Below are 21,142 nucleotides of genomic sequence, written 5' to 3'. Positions count from 1 at the left end.
GATATGAGTGATTTAAGTGATTACAGAAAATCGTATGAGAAGAGTGTATTGTTAGAGAGTAGTGTAGACGAAAACCCAATGATGCAATTCAAGAAATGGTTTTATGAGATAGAGGATTTCGGTGGAGTAGATGAGGTAAATGCCATGACGGTATCTACAATAGGATTGGATGGTTTTCCGAAGTCTAGAGTAGTGCTTTTAAAGTCTTATGACGAAGAGGGATTTGTATTTTACACAAATTATAACTCTGAGAAAGGAAAGGCTATTATCGCTAATCCGCATTTGTGTTTATCATTCTTTTGGCCTTCTGCGGAGCGTCAGATTATTATCAAAGGTATCGCTAGTAAGGCTAGTGCTGCTCAATCTGATAATTATTTTGATAGTCGTCCTTTAGGAAGTCGATTAGGTGCTATCGTATCTAATCAGAGTGAGGTCATCCCTAATCATCAAGTACTAGAAGATGCTATCAATAAATTAGAAAAAGAAGCAACTGATGATACGGTAAAACGCCCTGAGAATTGGGGAGGATTTGTAGTAAAACCTGTGTCTATTGAGTTTTGGCAGGGAAGAGCTAATCGTCTTCACGATCGTATTCGATATACATTGACAGAAGATGGTTTAGATTGGAAAATAGAACGACTAGCACCGTAGTATGAAAATAGCAAAGATCGTATTAACTATCGCAACCCTGTTTTTTATGGGATGGGCGTTAATGGAAAGTTCTAAGGACCAACCAAAAATATGGGTGCAAGTAGTGGGTGTAGCCTTGTTCTTTTTCTCCATGGCGAGATTGATGCAAAAGACACCTAGTAACACTCGTCAACAGGGACCAGCAGAACGTGAGTTCGATGCAGGTATAAAAAAAGATTTAATCAATCAAGCAAAAGAAGAAGAGAAAGATGCTTAGCAAAGGAGATTATGTACAAGTATTAGATGAGAACGAAGAAGGAGTTGTCATTAATATCATAGGAGATGAGGTAACTATAGAATCTAAAGATGGTTTTGTATTAACGTATAAACCGAATGAGCTTTTAAAAATAGCTAAAGAGGATGAGGTAGATATGCGTTCGGCTAGTACTAGAAGTTCGGTTAGTGAAGCACTACAAGATAAGGTGGATCCTATAAAACGTTCCTTTACGAAGGAAAAACGTTCGCGTAAGGATGAGTTTATCCTAGAAGTAGATTTACATATAGAGAAGCTTACGAATGACTATAGACGTATGGAAAAGCACGATATGCTGACACTACAGTTAGATACAGCTAGAGGTCAGGTGGAGTTCGCTATCCGCAATCGCATTCCTCGTATTGTATTTATACATGGAGTAGGCGAGGGTGTCCTAAAGGCTGAGCTAGAGTTTCTATTCAGTAGATATGCGGAGATAGTAGCTGAGGATGCGAATTATCAGAAGTATGGATTAGGTGCTACACAGATTTACTTTAAACAAAACGTCAGATAAGTTAATTAGGAATTATGTACATCCCTAAATTTGATTGACCGTTTTATGTATTAATTTCATTATTAAATGATAGTAATAATTGGTTTAGAAAAAGTACTTTTTCCAAACCAATTATTTGCAAATTCAACAGGAGTCATTTTACCGATTGAATTATGAGGTCTTTTGTTATTATAATGTTCTACAGCTTTTTTTACGCATTGTTTTAAGCTATTAAAATTCTTTGGATCCCAAGGTTCTAAATAATCATTTTTAATTGTTCTATTAATACGTTCAGCATAAGCATTATCTTGTGCTGATAGTGCCATACTTATCTTAGAACCACTTTTATTTAATAAATTAATGTATCCTTTAGAGGTATATTGCCCCCTGTATCAGAATGATGTATTTGTGGAGGGTTGTTATTCATTATAGCCATTTTTAGGGCTTTTATATTGGCTTGAGCACGCATATTATCTGATACTTGATAACCTACAATTTTCTTTGTATAAACATCAATTATAAAAACGATGTAATAAAAAAGATTACCCACTCTAACGTAAGTTATGTCTGATTGCCATATTATCGATGGTGCGTTTACCTCTAAGCCCTTAATTAGATTAGTAGATTTTAGATGCCGTTGTTGTTTTAATATAATTTTACGTTTGTGTAAACGGTAACCTAAGCTCATAAAGATATTTATAAAACGATCTCTACCTATAAAATCGGGTTTTAAAGTATCATACATCTTCGCAACCCCACAACCAGGATGTTCACTACGCAGTTTATCAACTTTTATGACAAGTTCTGATACTTTAGTATCCAATATTTCTTGTTTTTTTGAGTACTGATTAACAGCTTGTTTACTAATACCTATTGTGCGATATAAACTGTTTAAAGAGTAATCTATTTGCTCTTTTTCTTTGCGGAATCAGTCGATTGTGGGGTGTTTGAATTTTTTAGTATGTCGTAATCTAATTCTTCACTAGCTATCTCTATTAATTTGGAATAGAAATCAACTTGTATTTGTTTTTGACCAACTATACGTTCTAATTCTTTTACCTTTTGTTCTAGTTCTTTTAGTTTGTGTACATTACTTGTTTTCATTTCTACAACTCTTTGACCTTTTTCATTAAAGATAGAAAATTTATATATCCATATGTAAATTAAAGAGTTAGAAATTTCATACATCTTACTTAATTGAACCACACTATAGGTGCCTTTCTCAAATAAGGAGACTACTTCTCGTTTAAATTCTTCTGAATAAACACGATATTTTCTGATTTTTTGGACATTGACTCTCATAAATAAATTGACTTTTTATGGTCAACCTATATCAGAGACGTACATTAGTTCTTTTTTAATAGACTCTTGATATAAAATATAACGACAATATGGCTAGGCTGTATTGTCGTTTTTTGTATATATACGGCATATACTATATGGATATTATGTCCTATCGGCATGTAATCCATATTACCATATTTGACATGTAATCATTATGAAAACATCCTTGGATGTTTTATTTGGATGTATGTAATACATCCCTACTGTGATGGAATCACTGTGTGGAATGTATGACACGGATTCAAGTCCGCGCCAACATCACTGTGGAGATATACGTTGTGTAATACATATAATTGCTTTATAGATTTAGTTTAAGTGTTCCTGTTATGATTTATTAGTTGTATTTGTGATATGTCTATGCCAATCGAGTGAAGAGAAAATAGACAGAGAAGTTTATATTAATTACTTTTCGAATTCTTTTCTATTGTTTAGAATTGTCTCTAAATTATTAAATGCCCAGACTGATATGTTTTCGATATAGGGTACTAAGTCTAATCCAAGTTCAGTAAGTGTATATTCTACTTTAGGAGGTACTGTAGGGTATACTTTTCGCGTAATAAAACCATCAGCTTCTAAGGTTTTTAAAGTTTTGGCGAGCATTTTTTGAGAAATATCTCCTATTGCTTTATCTATTTCATTAAAACGCATTACACCCTGATCTCTTAATAGGAGAAGGATAAGCATAGACCATTTCTCACCTATTCTGTCGAGTACTAATCTAATAGGACATGTATCTGCTTCTAAAATATTTTTTAGATTTAACTTATTGATTTTCATTATTAATTACTTGGAGGTTAGTATCTTACTTAGGCGTACGTTCTTGTTTAGCCTATACAAAGGTAATACATTTGCTCTCCAAAAGAGAGTAACTCTAATTAAGAAAATCATTACAATGAAGAAAGTATTAATACTATTGGCGCACCCAAATTACGAAGCGTCAAATTCGAACAGAGCATTGTTAGAAGCATTGCCAAAAGATGTACAACTTACAATTCACAATATTTATGAGGCTTATCCCGATGGGCAGATAGATGTAGAGAGGGAACAAGAGTTGTTATTAGATCACGATAGAATAATCATTCAGTTCCCTACACAGTGGTTTAATGTACCTAGTTTACTGAAGTTATGGTTAGATGAAGTGCTTACTTATGGCTGGGCATTCGGAGTAGAACAAGGTGCTTTAGTAGGTAAAAAAATGGGTATAGTAACCACTACTGATGGTGTAAAAGAGTCTTATGTAAAAGATAGTCATTACGGATTTACAGTGGAAGAGTTTTTATTACCTGTAATAGCTACTATCAAGTATATCGATGCGAACTATATAGGCTTTGTAGCGTTAAATAATGCGTATGGACCTACGGAGCAAGAAGTGAGTGAAGCTGTAAAACAATATGTGGAATTATTGAAGAAATAAGCAGAAAGACAAGTCGTTAGTATGATTTACTAACGTTTTTTTTGTAAAAAAACAGTATTAAATAGAATGAATATAAATAATTATTTATTTTTGCTGCGAAATGAAATAATTATAACAACATATAAACATTATGCTATCATCAAATATATTATCTAGTATGTTCACTAAAGCAGTGTATTTAACTATTTTACTGTTTAGTACTTCGGTACTTTCTCAAACTTTTTTAGTGAAAGTGAGCGATTCAAGTTTAAATAGAATTAGAGGAGCAGAGATTATTATTAATGGAGATAAAATAGGGGAAACGGATAGTAAAGGAGAGCTGACCATAGATGTTATAACAACAAATGAAGCTACTCTATTGGTTTTAGCTAGTGGTTACGAGGAACAATTGGTTACTATTAATAACACAAAATTAGAAAACCCTATTGAAGTTGTATTAAAGAAATTAGAGGAGTCGTTAGATGAGATTGTTATTACAGCTGGTAGAAGAGCAGAGAATATAGCTACTATTCCATCTTCTGTAACAATAATTAATCAGAAGGAGATGGAAAAGCAAATGAGTGTTACAACTGATATTTCGACGATATTAAGTAATCTAGTACCTGGTCTAGGAAGTGCGACAAATAAGGGAACTTCGTCAGGACAGACACTGAGAGGAAGACCTCTATTAGTCTTAATAGATGGGATTCCACAATCTACACCATTGATGAACGGAGCTCGTGATATACGTTCGATTGCGCCATTTGCAATAGAGCGTGTAGAGGTGATAAAAGGAGCTACTTCTATTTATGGGAATGGTTCTACTGGGGGGATTATTAATTATATAACCAAGAAAAATAGAGGAGAACAAGTTTTTGGTGGAACTACTGTATTGGGAACTTCGTTTAATCCAGCGAACAGTAGCGGTACATTAGGATATAAAGTATCTCAGTCTTTCGGCGGGAAGTATAAAAAGTGGAACTATATGGCTGGTGCGTCTATCGACTATACTGGTTTACAACGAGATGGAGATGGAATGATATTAGGGCAGATAGATGGGCTGTCTAATACGTATCAAAAGAACTTGTTCGCTCAAATCACATATGATATCAATGATAATTCGTCTATTCGCGCTTTTTATAATGGCTATACAAGTACACAACACGCTAGATATATCAGTAAGATAGGTAAGTATGGTAGTGAAGCAACGGTAGGTGTAGCAGGGATAGATCCTGGTAAAAACTCAGGTACGCCTTATAACCACAATGTTATGTTGGGGTACACGAATAATGACTTGTTTTTAGAAACACAGTTAGATGTGTCATTATATATGAATTCATTTCGCTCGATGAACCGCTATGTAGAAAAAGGAACGGCATGGTATGGACCAGGACAAACGAGAATTAACTCTAAGAAGAAAGGTATTCGCTTAAACTTAAATACTCCTTTTACAGTATTTAAGATGCCGAGTGAAGTGACTTATGGAATAGATATTTTAAATGATAAAACAGACCAAGACTTAACAGATGGTCGTGTGTATATCCCTACAATGGATATGGTGAATATTGCGCCTTATGCACAATTAAAAATAGATTTAGTAGATCACTTGATACTAAAAACAGGAGTTAGATATGAGAATGCAAATGTAAAAATAGATGATTTTAATACGATCGCTACAGGGCCTAATAACGAGGGAAGTATTTTCGTTCAAGGAGGTAAAATTCCTTACAAAACAACATTGTTTAACGTAGGGTTACGCTATAATAAATATGAGTATTTTAACCCTTTTATTAGTTTTTCTCAAGGATTTGCTATTAATGAATTAGGGCGAATCTTAAGAAGAGCAACAGAGAGTACATTAGACAAGCTAGAGACAGAACCAATTATTACGAATAACTACGAAGTAGGGTTCTCTAGTAGGTTTTCTATGTTTAGTTTTACAGGGTCATATTTTTTAAGCACATCTAAGTTAGGAGCTAATTTAGTAGATATAGGAGGATATTTAGTAGCACAGCGTGAACCTGAGCGAGTACACGGATTCGAAGTGACTGCTGAGGTCGCACTAACGCCACAGTGGACAGTAGGGGGAACTTATGCTTATGTAGAGGGAAAGGCAAAGTTCGACGATGGAAGTAAAGTATACTTAAATGGGGGACGTATCTCACCACCTAAAGCGACAGCTTTTGTGTATTATACTGCATCAGATAAATTAAATATACAGTTATATTGGTTGTATTCAGGAAGTAGAAATCGCTTTAATCCTAATGAAAAAGGAGGTTATAAAAATAGTGAAGGACCTGTAAAAGACATTAGTTTGTTTAATTTAGCATCTACTTATATCTTAAATAAAGCGTGGAAGGTAAATGTCGGTATTGAGAATTTGTTTAATAAAACGTATTATCCAGTAGTGAGCCAATACAGAGGGACTGATGCAGAGTATGTGAGAGGAAATGGAATGCAGGCTAATCTAAGCGTACAATACAACTTCTAGTAGATGAAGAAATTTATGCTATGGCTGCATAAGTGGCTAGGATTAATAACGGGAATTGTTATTGTCATCGTAAGTATTACGGGGTGTATTTATGTCTTTCACGATGATATAAAGAAAATTGTTTATCCAAATAATTTTTATATCGATGATACGGAAAATTTAAGTGACTATAATAGAGAAACATTGTCATTCTCATCTCTTCAAAGTATAGCTCAGCAAGCAGTAGGAGAGCAATACCCTATAAATAGAGTAGATATTTATCCTGCTAAAGATAGAACCTGGGTGTTTAGAGCACTCAAGACAGATAAGAATGCAACAGGATATTGGAATGAAGTAGTTTTTTATAAAAGAATATTTGTAAATCCTTATACAGGTGTAGTTCAGAAAGTAGAAGATACAAAGAAAGAGTTTTTTTATGTCGTGTTACAGTTACACCGCAATCTGCTATTAGGAAGTAAAATAGGAGGTTGGGTAGTAGGAGGAAGTACAGTGTTATTTATGGTTATTACGATTACAGGTCTGATCTTATGGTGGCCTAAAAAGTGGAAGGGTAAGACATTTAAACGAAGTTTCGTATTTGATTTTTCTGTCAATTGGAAGCGGTTAAATCATGATTTGCACAATTTGTTGGGTATGTACACCTTCCTATTAGCTATAGTGATAGGGATGACAGGTGTATTATTTGCCTTTCCTAAGTTTAGATCAGCAGTAGAAATAACACTTAATAAAGTAGATGAAGATAAATTTCAGGTAATGGAATCTACTGCTTTTTATACCGTACCTCAGATAACAAGTAATACGTTAGACAATGCGGTATTTTATGCCTTAGATAAGTTCGGTTATGCCGATATGATGTCTATCCGTTTATCTAAGGATGAGAAAGAGCCTCATAGTTTACAGATCCGTTTAGAACAGGATAAGACGAGTAAATTCGAATGGTTGTATTTTGATAAAAAGTCAGGAGATATAGTCACTCGTGAAGATCATACTTATACATCAATAGCTTTAGGCACTAAAGTAAATTCTTTAAACTTCGATTTACACGTAGGCACGATATGGGGATACCCTACTAAGATACTCGCTTTTATAGGATCACTTATATTTGCTTCCTTACCAGTTACAGGATTGATAATTTGGTTGAACAAACAAAAGAAAAGTAAAAAAAGGAGTCGTTAGTAACATTTACTAACGGCTTTTTTTTGTATAAAAAAATCACTTAATACACCCACCTAGGCATAAAAAGTGATTCTTCATTAAATTCATACTAATACACAACATTATAAAGATACAATAAGTTTTGTTAAAAACATAGTTTTATATAGATAAAATGAGGATACCTATTTTTTGTCATAATCTTATTGGTAATTATCTTGATACGACGTTCTAAGTTATCGAATGATCTGTATCTGTTCATATAGAGGTGATTATTGTTGATTGAAATATTGAGTTTATTTAGCATAATAAATAGAATTGCTTTTTATGTTGTGTTATTTGAGAGTCTGAACTTCTATCTTTAGAATACTCATATTTGTATAATTATGGTAAAGTTTTGTTAATGATGTTTAAAAAAGAATTATATTAAACTTTTTAAAAATCTACCAAACTATGAATATTAAATATACAATCTGTGCAATCCTATTGGGAACGATAAGTGTGATGGCTCAAGATGAAAAAAAAGAAGAATCAACTTTATTAGGTGTATTGACACAGCAGGCTAACCCCGATGCGCCTAAGAAAGTGAATACCTTAGAAGTGTATCTAGACTCAAAGTACGAGAACTTGACTAAGACAAGTGGATCAGGAACCTCTGATAGTAAGTTTAGATTAGTACAGTCACGAGTTTATTTAAAAGGGAATTATAATAATAAGCTTACCTACTCACTTCGATATCGACTGAATGAGTCAGTAGCGTCTAATGCCTTAGAGTTTGCTTTCTTAGAGTATAATATTGATGACCATTGGACTGTAGGAATGGGAAAACAGTTTACTGCTTGGGGATCTACGGAGTTGTCTTATAACAGTGCTGATCTATATATGTTTACGAATATCATTGGATCTATTGAGCTTTTTAGTCCTGGAGCTAGTGTTGCTTATAAAGTAAAAGGACAGTCTTTTAAGTTACAGATGGTCTCTCAGGGAGAGCAGTTTGCAGCAGAAGATTATAAAAATAAGGCTTATGGAGGATTGTTTTTATGGGAAGGAGAATTGTTTAAAAAACATTTGAAAACGCGCTATGGATATGCGTTATTTCAACATGATGCGAAGAAGTATTACAGCTGGGTAACTATGGGGAATAGATTGACATTAAATAACTTTATGGCAGAGGTAGACTGGATGTATGGTTTTAGAAATGTAGGCGATGCCGCTTTTACAGACTTAAATACAGGTACCAAGGGAATCGCATATGTGAAGGATAATGTGACGACAGCTTCTGTGAAGTATAAGTTCCATAAAGTGACTCCTTATGTAAAAGTGATGTATAATTATAGAAAAGACCTTGAGAGTAATGTGTCTTATGCTTTAAAGGGAGTCTCTACAGCTATAGAGTATAATCCATTTAATGATAAGGCGTTTAAGGATCTTAGACTTTTTGCAGCTTATAACTTTTTAAATTATGATTATAAGAATTATGAAGTTTCTAAAGCAGATAAGAATGAGCATCAGATAGCAGTAGGGGTGAGATGGATGGTGCCGTTGTTTAAATTATAAATAGAGTAAATATGATGAAGTACAATGAATTATTAATAGATGAGGAGAGCAAAACAATGCAATTGTTTAAAGGCTTATCAGAGGAAGAGGATAGAGAATTACATCAAATAGTTAGCTCGTTGATTAAACAGGGTAAAAAGATTAGAATGCAAGTTGTTGCTGATGATATTGGCGAACATAATGTATATCTTGAAGGGTATGATTTGGTAGATAATTTATTGCGAAAATAGAAGGAATAGAGTAAGTATTCTTACTTGTAGATTAAAAAAGACTTGTTGCCCTAATTTAGGGTAGCAAGTTTTTTTTTTATAGTTATAATTGATGGGGAATGGAGTAGATAAGCATCTATGACTATGAGATAAGGGTAATGGATTATCTTTTATTTGGTAAAAAATAAAAAAACATTTTGTTTTTATAATATCTTGTATTGTAGTGTTTTAAATGTTGTTTTTTGTAAATTTATATAGAATAAGTAGTTTTTTTTTAATTCCATCATGCAAGGATTTTTAAAAGTTGGGTTTATATAGATGAGTACTCACTATGAAATATTGTTAAACAAACTAAAAGTCTAGTAAAATGAGAGCAGTAAGAAGAATTAAAATGTTTACGATCTTATTTAGTTTAGTTGGTATTAGTTTTACATCGTGTATTAGTGATGATAATAATGTAGAGCCAAATAAACCTGTTAAGATAGGAGATGTAGTAGGGAGTTATAGTGGTAAAGCTTTCACTCTACAAGGAAAGTGGATGAATGAACAAAATACAATTTTTAAAATTAATGATAGTTTGATTGTATTTGATAATTTACCTGTTAGGGAGCTTGTAGGGTCAGTAGTTAAAGATGCTAGAAAAACGGAGGAAATATTAAATAAGATGGATAAGGTAAAGTATGACCTTGCTTATACGTCTGTAATAGATGAGACAGGAACAGCGTTAATATTAACTATGAATCCTAAAGAATTGAAGTTCACAATTCCGATGGACGATAATAAACAAGATCTAGTAGCGCATATTACTACAAAATATAAAGGAGTCTATGTGTCCAATAGATATGATATGGTGAAGTTTGAATGGGTAGTAGATAAATTAACTGTAGATGGAAAAGAAGATAAAGACTTTGTAGAAGTGAAGTATTTTTTTCCAGGATCTGTTAAAAGGTAATTAGAATTAGTTTTACCCATATTAGATCCAAACATAATGTTTATACAACAAATGACTAAAAAAGATAGTGTAGAACGAGGGTTAGTGGATAGATTACAATCTAAAGACCAATCTGCTTGGAAAGAATTTTATGAATTCTATTCAGGACATTTTACCTATGTATGTATGCGATATCTTAAGAGTCAGGATGATGTAAAAGATGTGATGCAGAATAGTTTTATCAAGATTTTTAATGCTATTGGCTCATTTGAGTATAAGGGAGTAGGTTCTTTAAAAGCGTGGACGACACGATTAATCATTAATGAATCTTTAAAATTTCTTAGAGATACTACTAAAATAGAATTTCCTACTCTAGTGGATGATTTAGTAGAGGTAGTTGAAGAAGAAGAACCTAATTTAGATGAGATACCAGAGTCAGAGATTTTAGAATTGATACGCTCTTTACCTGATGGATACCGAATGGTTTTTAACCTCTATGTTTTTGAAAAAAAGAGTCATAAAGAAATAGGTAGACTGTTAGAAATAGGAGAGAGTTCGTCAGCTTCTCAATTTCATAGAGCAAAGAAAATACTCATGCAGAAGATAAAGTTATATAATAAACCCAAAACAAGCGCCTTATGAACGATAAATGGTTAAATGATCTGGAACAGAAGATGAAGGATCATACAGAGATCGGACCAGAGGGGTTGTGGGAGGATTTGGAACAAAAACTTTTTGGGGAAGAGAAGGGAAAAATCATACCATTATGGTCAGATACTGTACAGCAAGCAACAAATAAAAAAGGAGCACCTAAAAGAATTGACTTAAAAAGAGTTATAGGGATTGTGGCTTTTATAGCAATCGTGTTAGTAGGAGGTGTAGAGTTATATTTGAGAAGTGAACGTGCTTTACAGCATGATGATAAAGAAAAAGATAGTATTGTTATAGATGCTAAAGAGACTGAGTTAACGCCTAATTCTAGACAGAATAAATATCTAGATAAGGTAGAAGAAGAGATAATTACCAAAGAAACACACACAAATACCAAAGCTTTGACTTCAACTGAAAAGGAGAAGGCAAGCAGTCATGCTATCAAGGCAATAGAAGAGAGGAGAGAGCCTTCTATTGTCGAGGTAGCTGACAATTCTAATTCAGTAAACCAAGAGAAGGAATATGTAACTATAGTTCCAAATATAGTAGATAAAGAAGTGGTTCAAGAACAGTTAGCGACTTTAGTAGAAGAAAGTCATAAAAACTTAGAAACTGCTATTGTAGAAAATCAGGTAAAGGAAAAAGAAATTAAAACTGAAGTAAAGTCAAAAAAGAATAGAGGCTTTTCTTTAGGGTTAATATCAAGTAATATAGCCTCTACATCTAGTATGCAACAAAGTGGATATAATACAATGAGTGGAGCGATGAAGGTAGGAGCTGATGCACCCTTGGATTTAGGAATGGCAGGTGCGGTGTTATCTGAGATTTATGTTGTGAATCAGAATAAAGAGGTCTATACCGATATTACGCATAAGAAGCCTATACGCTTTGGTATAGCGTTATACTATCCTATGGGAGATAAATGGGGAATCAATACAGGTATTACTTATACTAAATTATCCTCTGATCTTACTTCGGGAAGTCAAGAGTATAAGATTATAAATACTCAGACACTACATTATGTAGGAGTGCCTATACAGGTGAATTATAATTTATGGGAGAAAGGTAATTTCTCAGCTTATGTCAATGGTGGTTTTCATATAGAGAAGTCAGTATATGGAACACTTAAAACTAAGTTTCAAGCTAATCAGAATGTAGAAAAGAGACCAGACGAAAAGGTAACTGTAAAAGGAATACAAACATCTGCAAATGTAGCAATAGGTATGGAGTATAAATTAGCAAAGAGTGTAGGGCTTTTTGTAGAACCAGGAGCGAGATATTATTTTGATAATGGGAGTTCTATTAAAACTATTTATACAGAGAAGCCCTTTGATTTTAATTTACAGTTAGGGTTGCGTTATTCGATCCCTAATTCAAAGAAATCAATAGAAAGTAAAGAATAAACATTTAGAAGGTCGGAAGTAGAAGTGTCTATATACTACAATCTTCAAAAATCTATGAAAAGTGAAAAGTAAAGTGTTAGTAAGTTTTATGTTCATATTACTATGTAGTTAGGTTATATATAGTAATGTTTTTAATTAATTTATCACCCTCTGCACCTCTGTAATAAATTACAGAGGTGCTTTTTTTTAGGAGATAAAAAAAACGCTTACAGTTAAGTAAGCGTTTTCAGATATTATTCTTCCTTATCAGGATCTTCTTTAAAATATTCTGTAAATATTTTGATACTATCTATAGGATCTGGCATTCCCATAGGAGCATTTTCGCGTTCATAATGTTCTAGTAAAATATTTATAACTTCATATTCATCTGCTTCAGGAGTATTAGGCTTAGCATCTTTTAATAGCTGTAATCTAACTAAAGCCATGTGATAATCTTCTTCCGTTCTAATTGGTTTCATAGGCATATTGACATTTTCTAAATAACTTTAACTACTCTCTAGTAGATAAATATACTGAATATAAAGTGGATAACACCATTAAATATTAGAAATTAAGCTATCTTTAATAAAGTAGTTCGAAATGTATATTGCATGTGTTTATCTAGATGGTTTATTTACTAAATAAGTCAATAGAGTAATTTTGCATACTTAAATAATATGAGTACAATTAGTCGGAAGATATAGTACAAAACACGGAATTTAAGGTAATATTAAGGACTCCTATTGCTAATTAGTTTTATTTTGTAGTTTGATAAAATAGAAGGGAAGATGAAGACAGTTGGTTTAGAAACAAATAAAGAAATAGACTTTTATACAAGAGTAGATAATCTCGTATTAACAACTCCTCAAAAGCAAGATTACTATACACTTATCCTTTGTACTAGAGGACATATAGACTTAAAAGTAGGATACCATAAGTTTACCATTCACGAGGGCTCTATGTCTATTATTTCACCAGAAGTAATTTATCTTGGAGGACAAGCTTCAGATGACTTTAGAGTCTTACAGATTTTTTTTAGGAAGTGTTTTTTGTACCGCAATTATGTCAAGGAGATGATTGTGGATGAGTTATTGTTCTTAAATGCAGATTACCCACCTATGTATAAGTTAGAAGACTCTTTTAAACAGGTCTTGCAGAACTTTAATAATCTCGCATGGGAGTTAGACACTAAAGGACCTTATCACCTTAATATCATTCGCTTGAAGCTGATTGAGATATTGTATGATTACAACCGAGCTTGTGAGTATTGTCTCTTAGGCTTTCACAAGGGAATGAATAGACAGTACCAATTGACTTATACTTTTAAACAACACTTAGAAGAGAAGTTTAAAGAGCTTAAAACCGTACAACAGTATGCAGACTTGATGGGTATTACGCCTAAGCATTTGACAGAAGTCATAAAAGAAGAGACTGGGATGACTGCACTTCAGTTAATACACGAACGTCTATTACTAGAGGCTCAGTATTTATTAAAACACAGTCATATGACTGTAAAAGAATGTGCTTATGAACTAGGCTTTGATAATATTTCGTACTTCAATCGCTTTTTTAAGTTACATATAGGAGATTCTCCTTTAGGGTATAGAAATAAGTAGCTATTTAGAACTTTTAGAAAAGTTTGATTAATATATAAAGAGAACTTAGTATCAGTACTAAGTTCTCTTTGTATTTACAGCAAGGAGTATTTTATACATTCACACCAAAGAGATAACCTACTAGAGCTGATAGTCCCATTGCTATAGATCCCCAGATAACGATTCTGAGTACTGCTTTTTTGATACTTGATCCGCCAGTCTTAGCTGATAATGCCCCTAATATTATTAGAAATACAATCGTAAAACCATATAGCCAATATTCCATTTCGTCTACAGGTGCTAATAGGGCTACCCCAAGGGGGAGTACTCCACCAATAGTAAATGATGCACCCGAGGCTAGAGCTGCTTGCATTGGATTAGCTTGGTTGATTTCATTAATACCTAATTCATCTCTGACATGAGCAGCTAGAGCGTCTTTTTCAGTTAATTCAATAGCTACTTGCATAGCTGTTTCTTTTTTTAATCCACGCCTCTCATAGATCTGTGCTAGAAGTTTTAATTCCGTTTCAGGCATTTCTTCAAGTTCTTTTGCTTCTCTTTCTATATCCGCATTCTCTATATCCGTCTGAGAGCTTACAGATACATATTCTCCAGCAGCCATCGATAATGCACCAGCTACTAGCCCTGCCACTGTGGCAAGTAGTATAGGTTCTCTTGATGCACTAGCTGTCGCAACACCTATCGCTAAACTCGATACAGATATAATACCATCATTAGCCCCTAAGACAGCTGCCCTAAGCCAATTACTTCGGTTGATATAATGACTATCTAGATAGTTGTCTATCGTTATTTTATCTTTTTTATCGCTCATTTTAGTGTGTTTTCGTATTTTTTAAAAAAGAAGTTTTAAGAAAAAAGGAGAGGTAGTGCTTTTGACACTATTCTCTCCTTTTTCCTTCTACATCTATATTGAGATGTTGTTTTATTTCTTCGAAGTTTTTATAACTAAACTCAAATATCTTTGTGCTTTTTTCTCCTTCTTGAAGTACGATGTATTCTGTAGCTCCTAGAAAAACTCGTTTAGTATGTGCTAGCACACATACTGTATTTGGTTTGTAAAATTTCTTTTTGCTTCCAATAAGGTTTCTGACTAAGATATCATTCTCTTGGATTGTGATATCCTTGACCATCGTCATCGTTAATGAAAAACTAAATACAAATAAGACTAACCCTAAGGTAACTCCTCCTACGAAGCCATAATGACTTTTGAAGCCAACATGGCCACTCTGTGCATCATCTGCCATAAAGTAAAATAGGGTAAAAAGTACTAAAGCAATAATAAGTAAAATCAATAATAATTTGATAATTCTTGAACTATATTGAGACTGTACCATAAGAATAGTTAAGTGTTGTTTTGTTATACAGCAAGTTACAAATAAAGCAAAGGATTAGCAAGACAATTTTTAGCAAACCTATTTTAGGTAAAAACGGATAATTGTATCTTAGCCTAAAATAGATACTATGAGCTGGAGTGCAGAACAGGTGTACACTATCGCGAATACCACAGTGATAGAACGCTTGCAACAAATAGAAGAATTAAGACAAGGATTATTTAAAATAGATACACTAGAAAAGGGAATCAGAAGCGAATGGACCAGAGAAATTTTCTTTGAGAATGAACATCACGAACGAAAGCATATTAAACACAGCCTACCTCAGGATGGACTATTCGTTATCAATCCTTCTATGAGTAGAACAGCCTATGATGATAAGGCCAATGCGTTTTATGCAAGTTATGCTGAATATAAAAAGAACAAATGGCAATTCTTAGAACATATAGAGATTGTTCCAATGGTATTGTCTTTGAACCTTACATTAGAACAGTGTAAGTTGCTCGCTTTCTTACAACAGTTAAATGAAGAGACAAAACAACCTTTCGTGTACTATAAGTGTGAGATGTGGGGAGGTGATATAGATGAAGAAATAGCAGTAGTCTTCGATGGAGAGATGAAGGTGTATTACTTTGATGAATTGGCAGGAGAGTATAAACAGATGATTGGTGCCGAAATAAAAGAATTAGAAGACACTACCGCTTTACAGAAAGGGCTAGAGGCTATCGGACTAGTCTTGCCAACGCATTTCTTTGCACTTCATGAGACCTCTTTTGATTGGTATCCTTATCAAGTGAGGCATTAAGCATTTATCTCTTTTAGGTCACTTGATCGGTTGGGGATTTGTGAAGTATCCACGCGATATTGTTGCTGAGGAACGTTGTCTGAATTAGTATATATCATGAATACTGCTAGTGTACCTAATCTAGAGCAATAAAGGGGAAGTTTAGTTTATCTTATATTTTGTCAGAACACAATGTGGATGATATATTATGTGTTATATGGAAGGTATTCCATCTCTATATTGCTTTTAAGTTTATTTACATTTAATAGCTCACTTCAATTTATTACTTCACAAGATTAATAGCCATTTAAACGCGATTTAAAACCGTTCACTGTTAACCAATGAAATCCCTAAAGTTTTACTAAATTATACAAATGAGCTTCAACTGAATTTGTTGTATAAAAAATAAGATATACTTCTATTCGGTACATTAATTGAAGTAATGTTGTGATTTTATTAGTAGAGCTGAGGTCTTTTTGGTATTCTTTTAGACTGAACTTGTCATAGGACAAGTAACGGAATGAATAGGATTATTTATATTTGTATATCATCGTGGATGGTTTTGCTTAGAAGAGATAAAGAAGAGTAAGTACATGAGATTAAGAGATATAGTTTGTCCTAATAAGTAGAGAATAACCGATCCTATAAAGACTTCAGCTAAGCGATGAGTATTCATTAATCTAAGTAAACAACATTATGGAAATAGGGATCGTCGAAGACCCAAAAGTAAAAAAGCACTTGCCTTGGCTAGCTGCATTAGCCATCTTTATGCAAGCGCTGGATGGAACTATACTTAATACCAGCTTGCCTTCTATAGCGAAGAGTTTAGGAGAGTCTCCCTTAGAGATGCAGAGTGTTATCGTGTCTTATACTCTTACTGTGGCTCTGCTTATTCCTTTGAGTGGCTGGTTAGCAGATCGCTTTGGTACACGTAATATGTTGATGTTAGCGATTGGTATTTTTACCGCAGGCTCTCTGTTTTGTTCTATAGCGAATACCTTAGATCAACTCGTTTTGGCACGTATATTTCAGGCTATCGGTGGTTCTATGTTAGTACCTGTCGCTCGTCTAATTTTAATATACGCTTATCCTAAAGATCAGTTGTTGAGTATTATTAACTTTATTACGATACCTGTATTGATTGGGCCAATGTTGGGGCCTACAGCAGGAGGATTCTTAGTAGAGAAGTTCTCTTGGCATTGGATATTTTTAATCAATCTGCCTGTGGGAATTATAGCTCTTTTCTGGGCGAGAAAGGTTGTGCCTAATTTTAAGAATACAGTAGGCAAATTTGACTTGAAAGGTTGGTTGTTGATCAGTGGAGGACTGACGACACTTACTTTGATTATCGAGCGTTGGAACTCACCACAGTTTACAGCAGTAACTTTATTGTTGTTAGCCGTGCTGACTATAATCTGTGTGATAGGCTATATTCGATATGCACAGAAGACTACAAAAGCCTTAATTAGACTGAGCCTTTTAAAAATAAAAACGTTGAGAATAGGGCTGGTAGGTAATCTTGTTACTCGTTTTGGTGTAGGAGGAATGCCTCTAATGGTTCCTTTATTACTACAAGTCGGCTTTGGGTATTCTGCTTTCTTTGCAGGGTTAATGATGATTCCTCAGGCAGGCTCTAATCTAGTGTTTAGAAACTTTGTAGTACCTATTGTACGCAAGTTTGGTTATCGAAATACATTGATTGTCAATACAATATTGACCGGAATAATCATCTCTTGTTTCTTCTTTATCAATAAAAATACCCCAATGTGGATATTGGTGATCTTGATGATTTGCAACGGAGCATTTAATGCAGTACAGTTTACTTCTATGAATACCATAGCATTAGCAGATTTAGACAGTGATACATCGAGTGAAGGGAATACATTACTCTCTGTTACTCAGCAGTTAGCGATTAGCTTAGGTATTTCTATTTCAGCGATGATCTTAGTGATGTTCCAAAATAGCAGTATTGGGACCAATGATCAAGGAATAGACGTGTTTAGATACACCTTTTTAGTCATGGGAATTATCACCATCTTATCTAGTCGTGTATTTGCAAGATTAAATGTAGAAGCAGGAGCAAGCCTAGTCGAAAAAAGAGAATACAAGGAACCAAAACAACAAACAAATTAACGATACCATGGACAGATTATATTTTAGACCATTAATCATAGAAGATAAAGAACAATTATTATACATCTACTCTGATAAAGACGCGATGCAATACAGAGGAAGTAAACCTCTTGAGACGATAGAAGAAGCAGAGAATATGGTGCTTCAAGCTCATAAAGAATGGGACAGTAGAACCAAAATGAGAATGGCGGTGATAGAGAAAGATACAGAGGTATTAATCGGAACTGCGATGTACTTCTTTGAATCTCCAACAGCTGTAGAAATAGGCTTTTCTATAGGAAGAGACTTCTGGAAATATGGTTATGGACAAGAGGGAACAGAGGGCTTAATGGAGTTTATCAAAGCTAATGAACCTGAGGTAACTACTATAGTGGGCATCGCCCGTAGTGGAAACGAAAAGTCTCTAAAGATGATGGCAAATATCGGCTTCGTAGAAGTATCAGATTACGAGGTAGAAGGAAAGAGAAGGTTTGAGTTAATGGTTAACAGTTAACGGTTAACAGTTTACAGTTTTTGCCTTCGGCAATTAGGATAGCATATCATGTAGAGCCGCATTATTATGCGTGTCACACAATCTAAGTGCTTAAAACACACACTAGATGTTTACTTCATGTTTTGTATTAGGTTTGAATTATGGAATGTTTGTCTTCGGCAATTAGGATAACATATCATGTAGAGCCGCATTATTATGCGTGTCACACAATCTAAGTACTTAATGTTTTATGTTTCGCTTGAATTATCAAATGTTTGTCTTCGGCAATTAGGATAGCATATTATGTAGAGACGCAATATTTTGCGTGTCACACAATCTAAGTACTTAATGTTTTATGTTCCGCTTGAATTATCGAATGTTTGTCTTCGGCAATTAGGATAGCATATCATGTAGTGACGCATTATTATGCGTGTCACACAATCGCTATCACGTCTTGTATGCTGTGCGAAGTCTTCCGACTTCGCACCCATTTCAATAAAAACACCTTACCTTTACTACCTCAATAAAATACACCCCATGAAATATTATTGGAAAGATATCACAGATGAACGTAAACAATGGAAAGCATTAGAATTAACCGTAGAAGGATTAACACCTCCTACAATGCAATTATTGAGTGGTTCGAATTGGAAGATGAAGTTGGTCTGTGAAGATAAACCAGTGATGTGGGGACTAATCAGCAGAGACTTCTGTGATATAGGATTAGTAAGAACTTTCGAAGAGGAGAGTAGACTGATTAAGAATATCAATTCCCAAGAAGTAGAGAAGCGCAAAGAGCTATCAACTGAAGAAAGACTAAAGTCATGGTCTCGCTATTTTGCGGAAGAAATGGTGTCATCAGATAAGCACTTCTTTTATGACTCTATTTGGCTTTTTGAAGGATATAAAGACTTTGCCTCACCACCTAATTATGGAACGACTGTAGCCGTAGAAGATGACTTTGATGCCTTTACTTATGCCTCTTGGGATAGAGAGTTGTTATACTCACGTCAAGTAGTTGAATACTCCGGTCGTCTAAAATGGTGGCGCAAGAAAGCGATAGAGGGAACACTACCGCCTATATTCGCATGGCACATCCCCTCTCTTGGAGGATATTGGATTATAGATGGCAACTATAGATTAAGAGCAGCTATCTTAGAAAAGAAAGAAATCCCAGTAGTATTAGCCTATTCAGGAGAGTATAAAGAAGCTATTATGAACCCTGATTATCAGCGAGGAATATTACATTCTTTAGCTAAATCAGAAGGTAAACCCGTAAGTCCACAAACAGCAGCGTCAATGAATCAGCATTTGGCTCAGGCTTTTGACGATAGACCTTATTTCCAACAAAAAACAGTAGCTCGAGTAAAGATCAAGTCCAATGAAGAATGGCTCTCAGAGGTAACAGAATATCTAGAACGCATTGATTATCCTGAAAGAGAGAAGTATATTAAGCAGTTACAAGATGAGCTGTAATTTTACTATAGTTTTTGTGATTTTGGTCTTTTGTTGTTTCGTTCAAGTAAATTGTCTTTTATAAACCAATATCTTTACACTATCACAAATCCTCACAATACTCCATACGTTATGTCCTTCCGAGCCTGCGAAGAATCCCATCCTATCGGCACACAATGGTAGGGATGATATACATCCTCACAATACCCCGTACGCTATGTCCTTCCGAGCCTGCAAAGAATCCTATTCTATAAGCACACAATGGTAGGGATGTATTACATACATCCTCACAATACCCCGTACGCTATGTCCTTCTGAGCCTGCGAAGAATCCCATCCTATCGGCACACAATGGTAGGGATGTGTTACATACATCCTCACAATCCCCGTATACTATGTCTTTCTGAGCCTGCGAAGAATCCCATCCTATCGGCACACAACGGTAGGGATGTATTACATACATCCTCACAATACCCCGTATGCTATGTCTTTCTGAGCTTGCGAAGAATCCCATCCTATCGGCACGCAATGGTAGTGATGTATGTAATACATCCGCAGTATAATTAAGCATGTTTTTTACTAAATACACCCCTTAATTGCTTTAAAAAACCCCTAATCAATTCTAATTAACTATAATTACAAGCTATTTTTAGTCCATAAAACCTCTTTTAGCCTCTTATCCATTAAAAAAGGATAGTTTTTTATTTTTACCTTATTTGTATATGTTTCTTATAATTAGGTGCTTATGTTTATAATACATAAAAATATAAAATAATCAACCTACCCTAATCCCAGTAAAGACGCTT

Annotated in this window: 23 protein-coding genes; 16 read left to right on the top strand and 7 right to left on the bottom strand. The window is 34.2% G+C overall.

The features are described from left to right. Nucleotides 1-3 precede the first annotated feature (3 nt). Genes pdxH through E0Z07_RS16395 form a run of 3 tightly spaced genes read left to right on the top strand, consistent with a single transcriptional unit; the run spans nt 4 to nt 1,457 of the window. The gene (pdxH, locus tag E0Z07_RS16405; RefSeq protein ID WP_039330045.1) at nt 4-651 is read left to right on the top strand and encodes a pyridoxamine 5'-phosphate oxidase; all 648 of its coding nucleotides are present in this window, start codon (nt 4-6) and stop codon (nt 649-651) included. Between the two features lies 1 nt (nt 652). Then, nucleotides 653-907: a hypothetical protein gene (locus tag E0Z07_RS16400; protein ID WP_006258285.1), complete on the top strand. Its 255-nt coding sequence runs from the start codon at nt 653-655 to the stop codon at nt 905-907. Then, nucleotides 900-1,457, top strand: coding sequence for a Smr/MutS family protein (locus E0Z07_RS16395; RefSeq protein WP_006261565.1), 558 nt, complete (start codon nt 900-902; stop codon nt 1,455-1,457). The genes E0Z07_RS16400 and E0Z07_RS16395 overlap by 8 nt, the downstream gene beginning before the upstream one ends. Nucleotides 1,458-1,519: 62 nt before the next feature. On the opposite strand, the gene E0Z07_RS16390 is transcribed toward E0Z07_RS16395, so the two are convergent. The 4 genes from E0Z07_RS16390 to E0Z07_RS16375 all read right to left on the bottom strand — a co-directional run bounded on the left by E0Z07_RS16390 (nt 1,520) and on the right by E0Z07_RS16375 (nt 3,557). After that, complete coding sequence (locus E0Z07_RS16390; RefSeq protein WP_131541003.1) at nt 1,520-1,762, bottom strand: integrase core domain-containing protein; 243 nt, start codon at nt 1,760-1,762, stop codon at nt 1,520-1,522. A 23-nt stretch (nt 1,763-1,785) separates the two neighbouring features. After that, nucleotides 1,786-2,259, bottom strand: a complete 474-nt coding sequence (locus E0Z07_RS16385) for a DDE-type integrase/transposase/recombinase (protein ID WP_131541002.1) — start codon at nt 2,257-2,259, stop codon at nt 1,786-1,788. An 80-nt stretch (nt 2,260-2,339) separates the two neighbouring features. After that, complete coding sequence (locus tag E0Z07_RS16380; protein ID WP_131541001.1) at nt 2,340-2,738, bottom strand: transposase; 399 nt, start codon at nt 2,736-2,738, stop codon at nt 2,340-2,342. 444 nt (nt 2,739-3,182) lie between these two features. Next, complete coding sequence (locus tag E0Z07_RS16375; protein WP_041892752.1) at nt 3,183-3,557, bottom strand: winged helix-turn-helix transcriptional regulator; 375 nt, start codon at nt 3,555-3,557, stop codon at nt 3,183-3,185. A 115-nt stretch (nt 3,558-3,672) separates the two neighbouring features. Between E0Z07_RS16375 and E0Z07_RS16370 the strand changes: the two genes are divergently transcribed. From E0Z07_RS16370 to E0Z07_RS16335, 8 genes are all read left to right on the top strand, one after another. Continuing rightward, nucleotides 3,673-4,194 carry an NAD(P)H-dependent oxidoreductase gene (locus tag E0Z07_RS16370; RefSeq protein ID WP_131541000.1) on the top strand — a complete coding sequence of 174 codons (522 nt, stop codon included), beginning with the start codon at nt 3,673-3,675 and terminating at the stop codon, nt 4,192-4,194. Between the two features lie 130 nt (nt 4,195-4,324). Next, nucleotides 4,325-6,664 (top strand): TonB-dependent receptor, encoded by a 2,340-nt coding sequence (locus E0Z07_RS16365; protein ID WP_131540999.1) that lies wholly within the window; start codon nt 4,325-4,327, stop codon nt 6,662-6,664. Between the two features lie 3 nt (nt 6,665-6,667). Continuing rightward, nucleotides 6,668-7,840 (top strand): PepSY-associated TM helix domain-containing protein, encoded by a 1,173-nt coding sequence (locus E0Z07_RS16360; RefSeq protein ID WP_131540998.1) that lies wholly within the window; start codon nt 6,668-6,670, stop codon nt 7,838-7,840. Nucleotides 7,841-8,269: 429 nt separating this feature from the next. Further along, entirely contained in the window at nt 8,270-9,373 is a 1,104-nt protein-coding gene (locus E0Z07_RS16355; RefSeq protein WP_006258273.1) for a porin, read from the top strand. A gap of 11 nt (nt 9,374-9,384) precedes the next feature. Continuing rightward, complete coding sequence (locus tag E0Z07_RS16350) at nt 9,385-9,603, top strand: hypothetical protein (RefSeq protein ID WP_006261560.1); 219 nt, start codon at nt 9,385-9,387, stop codon at nt 9,601-9,603. A 346-nt stretch (nt 9,604-9,949) separates the two neighbouring features. Further along, nucleotides 9,950-10,534 (top strand): DUF4840 domain-containing protein, encoded by a 585-nt coding sequence (locus tag E0Z07_RS16345; RefSeq protein WP_006258271.1) that lies wholly within the window; start codon nt 9,950-9,952, stop codon nt 10,532-10,534. A gap of 51 nt (nt 10,535-10,585) precedes the next feature. Beyond that, complete coding sequence (locus E0Z07_RS16340; protein WP_006258270.1) at nt 10,586-11,155, top strand: RNA polymerase sigma factor; 570 nt, start codon at nt 10,586-10,588, stop codon at nt 11,153-11,155. After that, a complete protein-coding gene (locus tag E0Z07_RS16335) occupies nt 11,152-12,567 on the top strand; it encodes an outer membrane beta-barrel protein (RefSeq protein WP_131540997.1) in 1,416 nt (471 codons plus the stop codon). Before E0Z07_RS16340 ends, E0Z07_RS16335 begins: the two co-directional genes overlap by 4 nt. 233 nt (nt 12,568-12,800) lie before the next feature. Here E0Z07_RS16335 and E0Z07_RS16330 read toward each other — a convergent pair whose 3' ends face one another. Then, a complete protein-coding gene (locus E0Z07_RS16330) occupies nt 12,801-13,025 on the bottom strand; it encodes a hypothetical protein (protein ID WP_225602624.1) in 225 nt (74 codons plus the stop codon). A 309-nt stretch (nt 13,026-13,334) separates the two neighbouring features. On the opposite strand from E0Z07_RS16330, the gene E0Z07_RS16325 reads away from it, so the two are divergent. Then, nucleotides 13,335-14,162 carry a helix-turn-helix domain-containing protein gene (locus E0Z07_RS16325; protein WP_006261554.1) on the top strand — a complete coding sequence of 276 codons (828 nt, stop codon included), beginning with the start codon at nt 13,335-13,337 and terminating at the stop codon, nt 14,160-14,162. A 91-nt stretch (nt 14,163-14,253) separates the two neighbouring features. On the opposite strand, the gene E0Z07_RS16320 is transcribed toward E0Z07_RS16325, so the two are convergent. Next, entirely contained in the window at nt 14,254-14,973 is a 720-nt protein-coding gene (locus E0Z07_RS16320; RefSeq protein WP_006258265.1) for a VIT1/CCC1 transporter family protein, read from the bottom strand. A gap of 67 nt (nt 14,974-15,040) precedes the next feature. Further along, entirely contained in the window at nt 15,041-15,496 is a 456-nt protein-coding gene (locus E0Z07_RS16315; protein WP_006261552.1) for a hypothetical protein, read from the bottom strand. Nucleotides 15,497-15,623: 127 nt separating this feature from the next. Here E0Z07_RS16315 and E0Z07_RS16310 point away from each other — a divergent pair, with 127 nt between their 5' ends. The 4 genes from E0Z07_RS16310 (at nt 15,624) to E0Z07_RS16295 (ending at nt 20,358) form a co-directional block, all read left to right on the top strand. After that, nucleotides 15,624-16,298 carry a hypothetical protein gene (locus E0Z07_RS16310; protein WP_131540996.1) on the top strand — a complete coding sequence of 225 codons (675 nt, stop codon included), beginning with the start codon at nt 15,624-15,626 and terminating at the stop codon, nt 16,296-16,298. A 675-nt stretch (nt 16,299-16,973) separates the two neighbouring features. Continuing rightward, complete coding sequence (gene mdtD / locus E0Z07_RS16305) at nt 16,974-18,410, top strand: multidrug transporter subunit MdtD (protein ID WP_006258261.1); 1,437 nt, start codon at nt 16,974-16,976, stop codon at nt 18,408-18,410. A gap of 7 nt (nt 18,411-18,417) precedes the next feature. Continuing rightward, complete coding sequence (locus tag E0Z07_RS16300; protein WP_006258259.1) at nt 18,418-18,903, top strand: GNAT family N-acetyltransferase; 486 nt, start codon at nt 18,418-18,420, stop codon at nt 18,901-18,903. Between the two features lie 516 nt (nt 18,904-19,419). Continuing rightward, nucleotides 19,420-20,358 (top strand): ParB/Srx family N-terminal domain-containing protein, encoded by a 939-nt coding sequence (locus E0Z07_RS16295; RefSeq protein WP_006258257.1) that lies wholly within the window; start codon nt 19,420-19,422, stop codon nt 20,356-20,358. Nucleotides 20,359-21,142: the final 784 nt, after the last annotated feature.

The organism is Myroides odoratimimus (assembly GCF_004337635.1).
GTDB classification, from domain to species: domain Bacteria; phylum Bacteroidota; class Bacteroidia; order Flavobacteriales; family Flavobacteriaceae; genus Flavobacterium; species Flavobacterium odoratimimum.
Note: the sequence above shows the minus strand (reverse complement) of the source record. Positions and strands in the feature narration are given on the sequence as shown.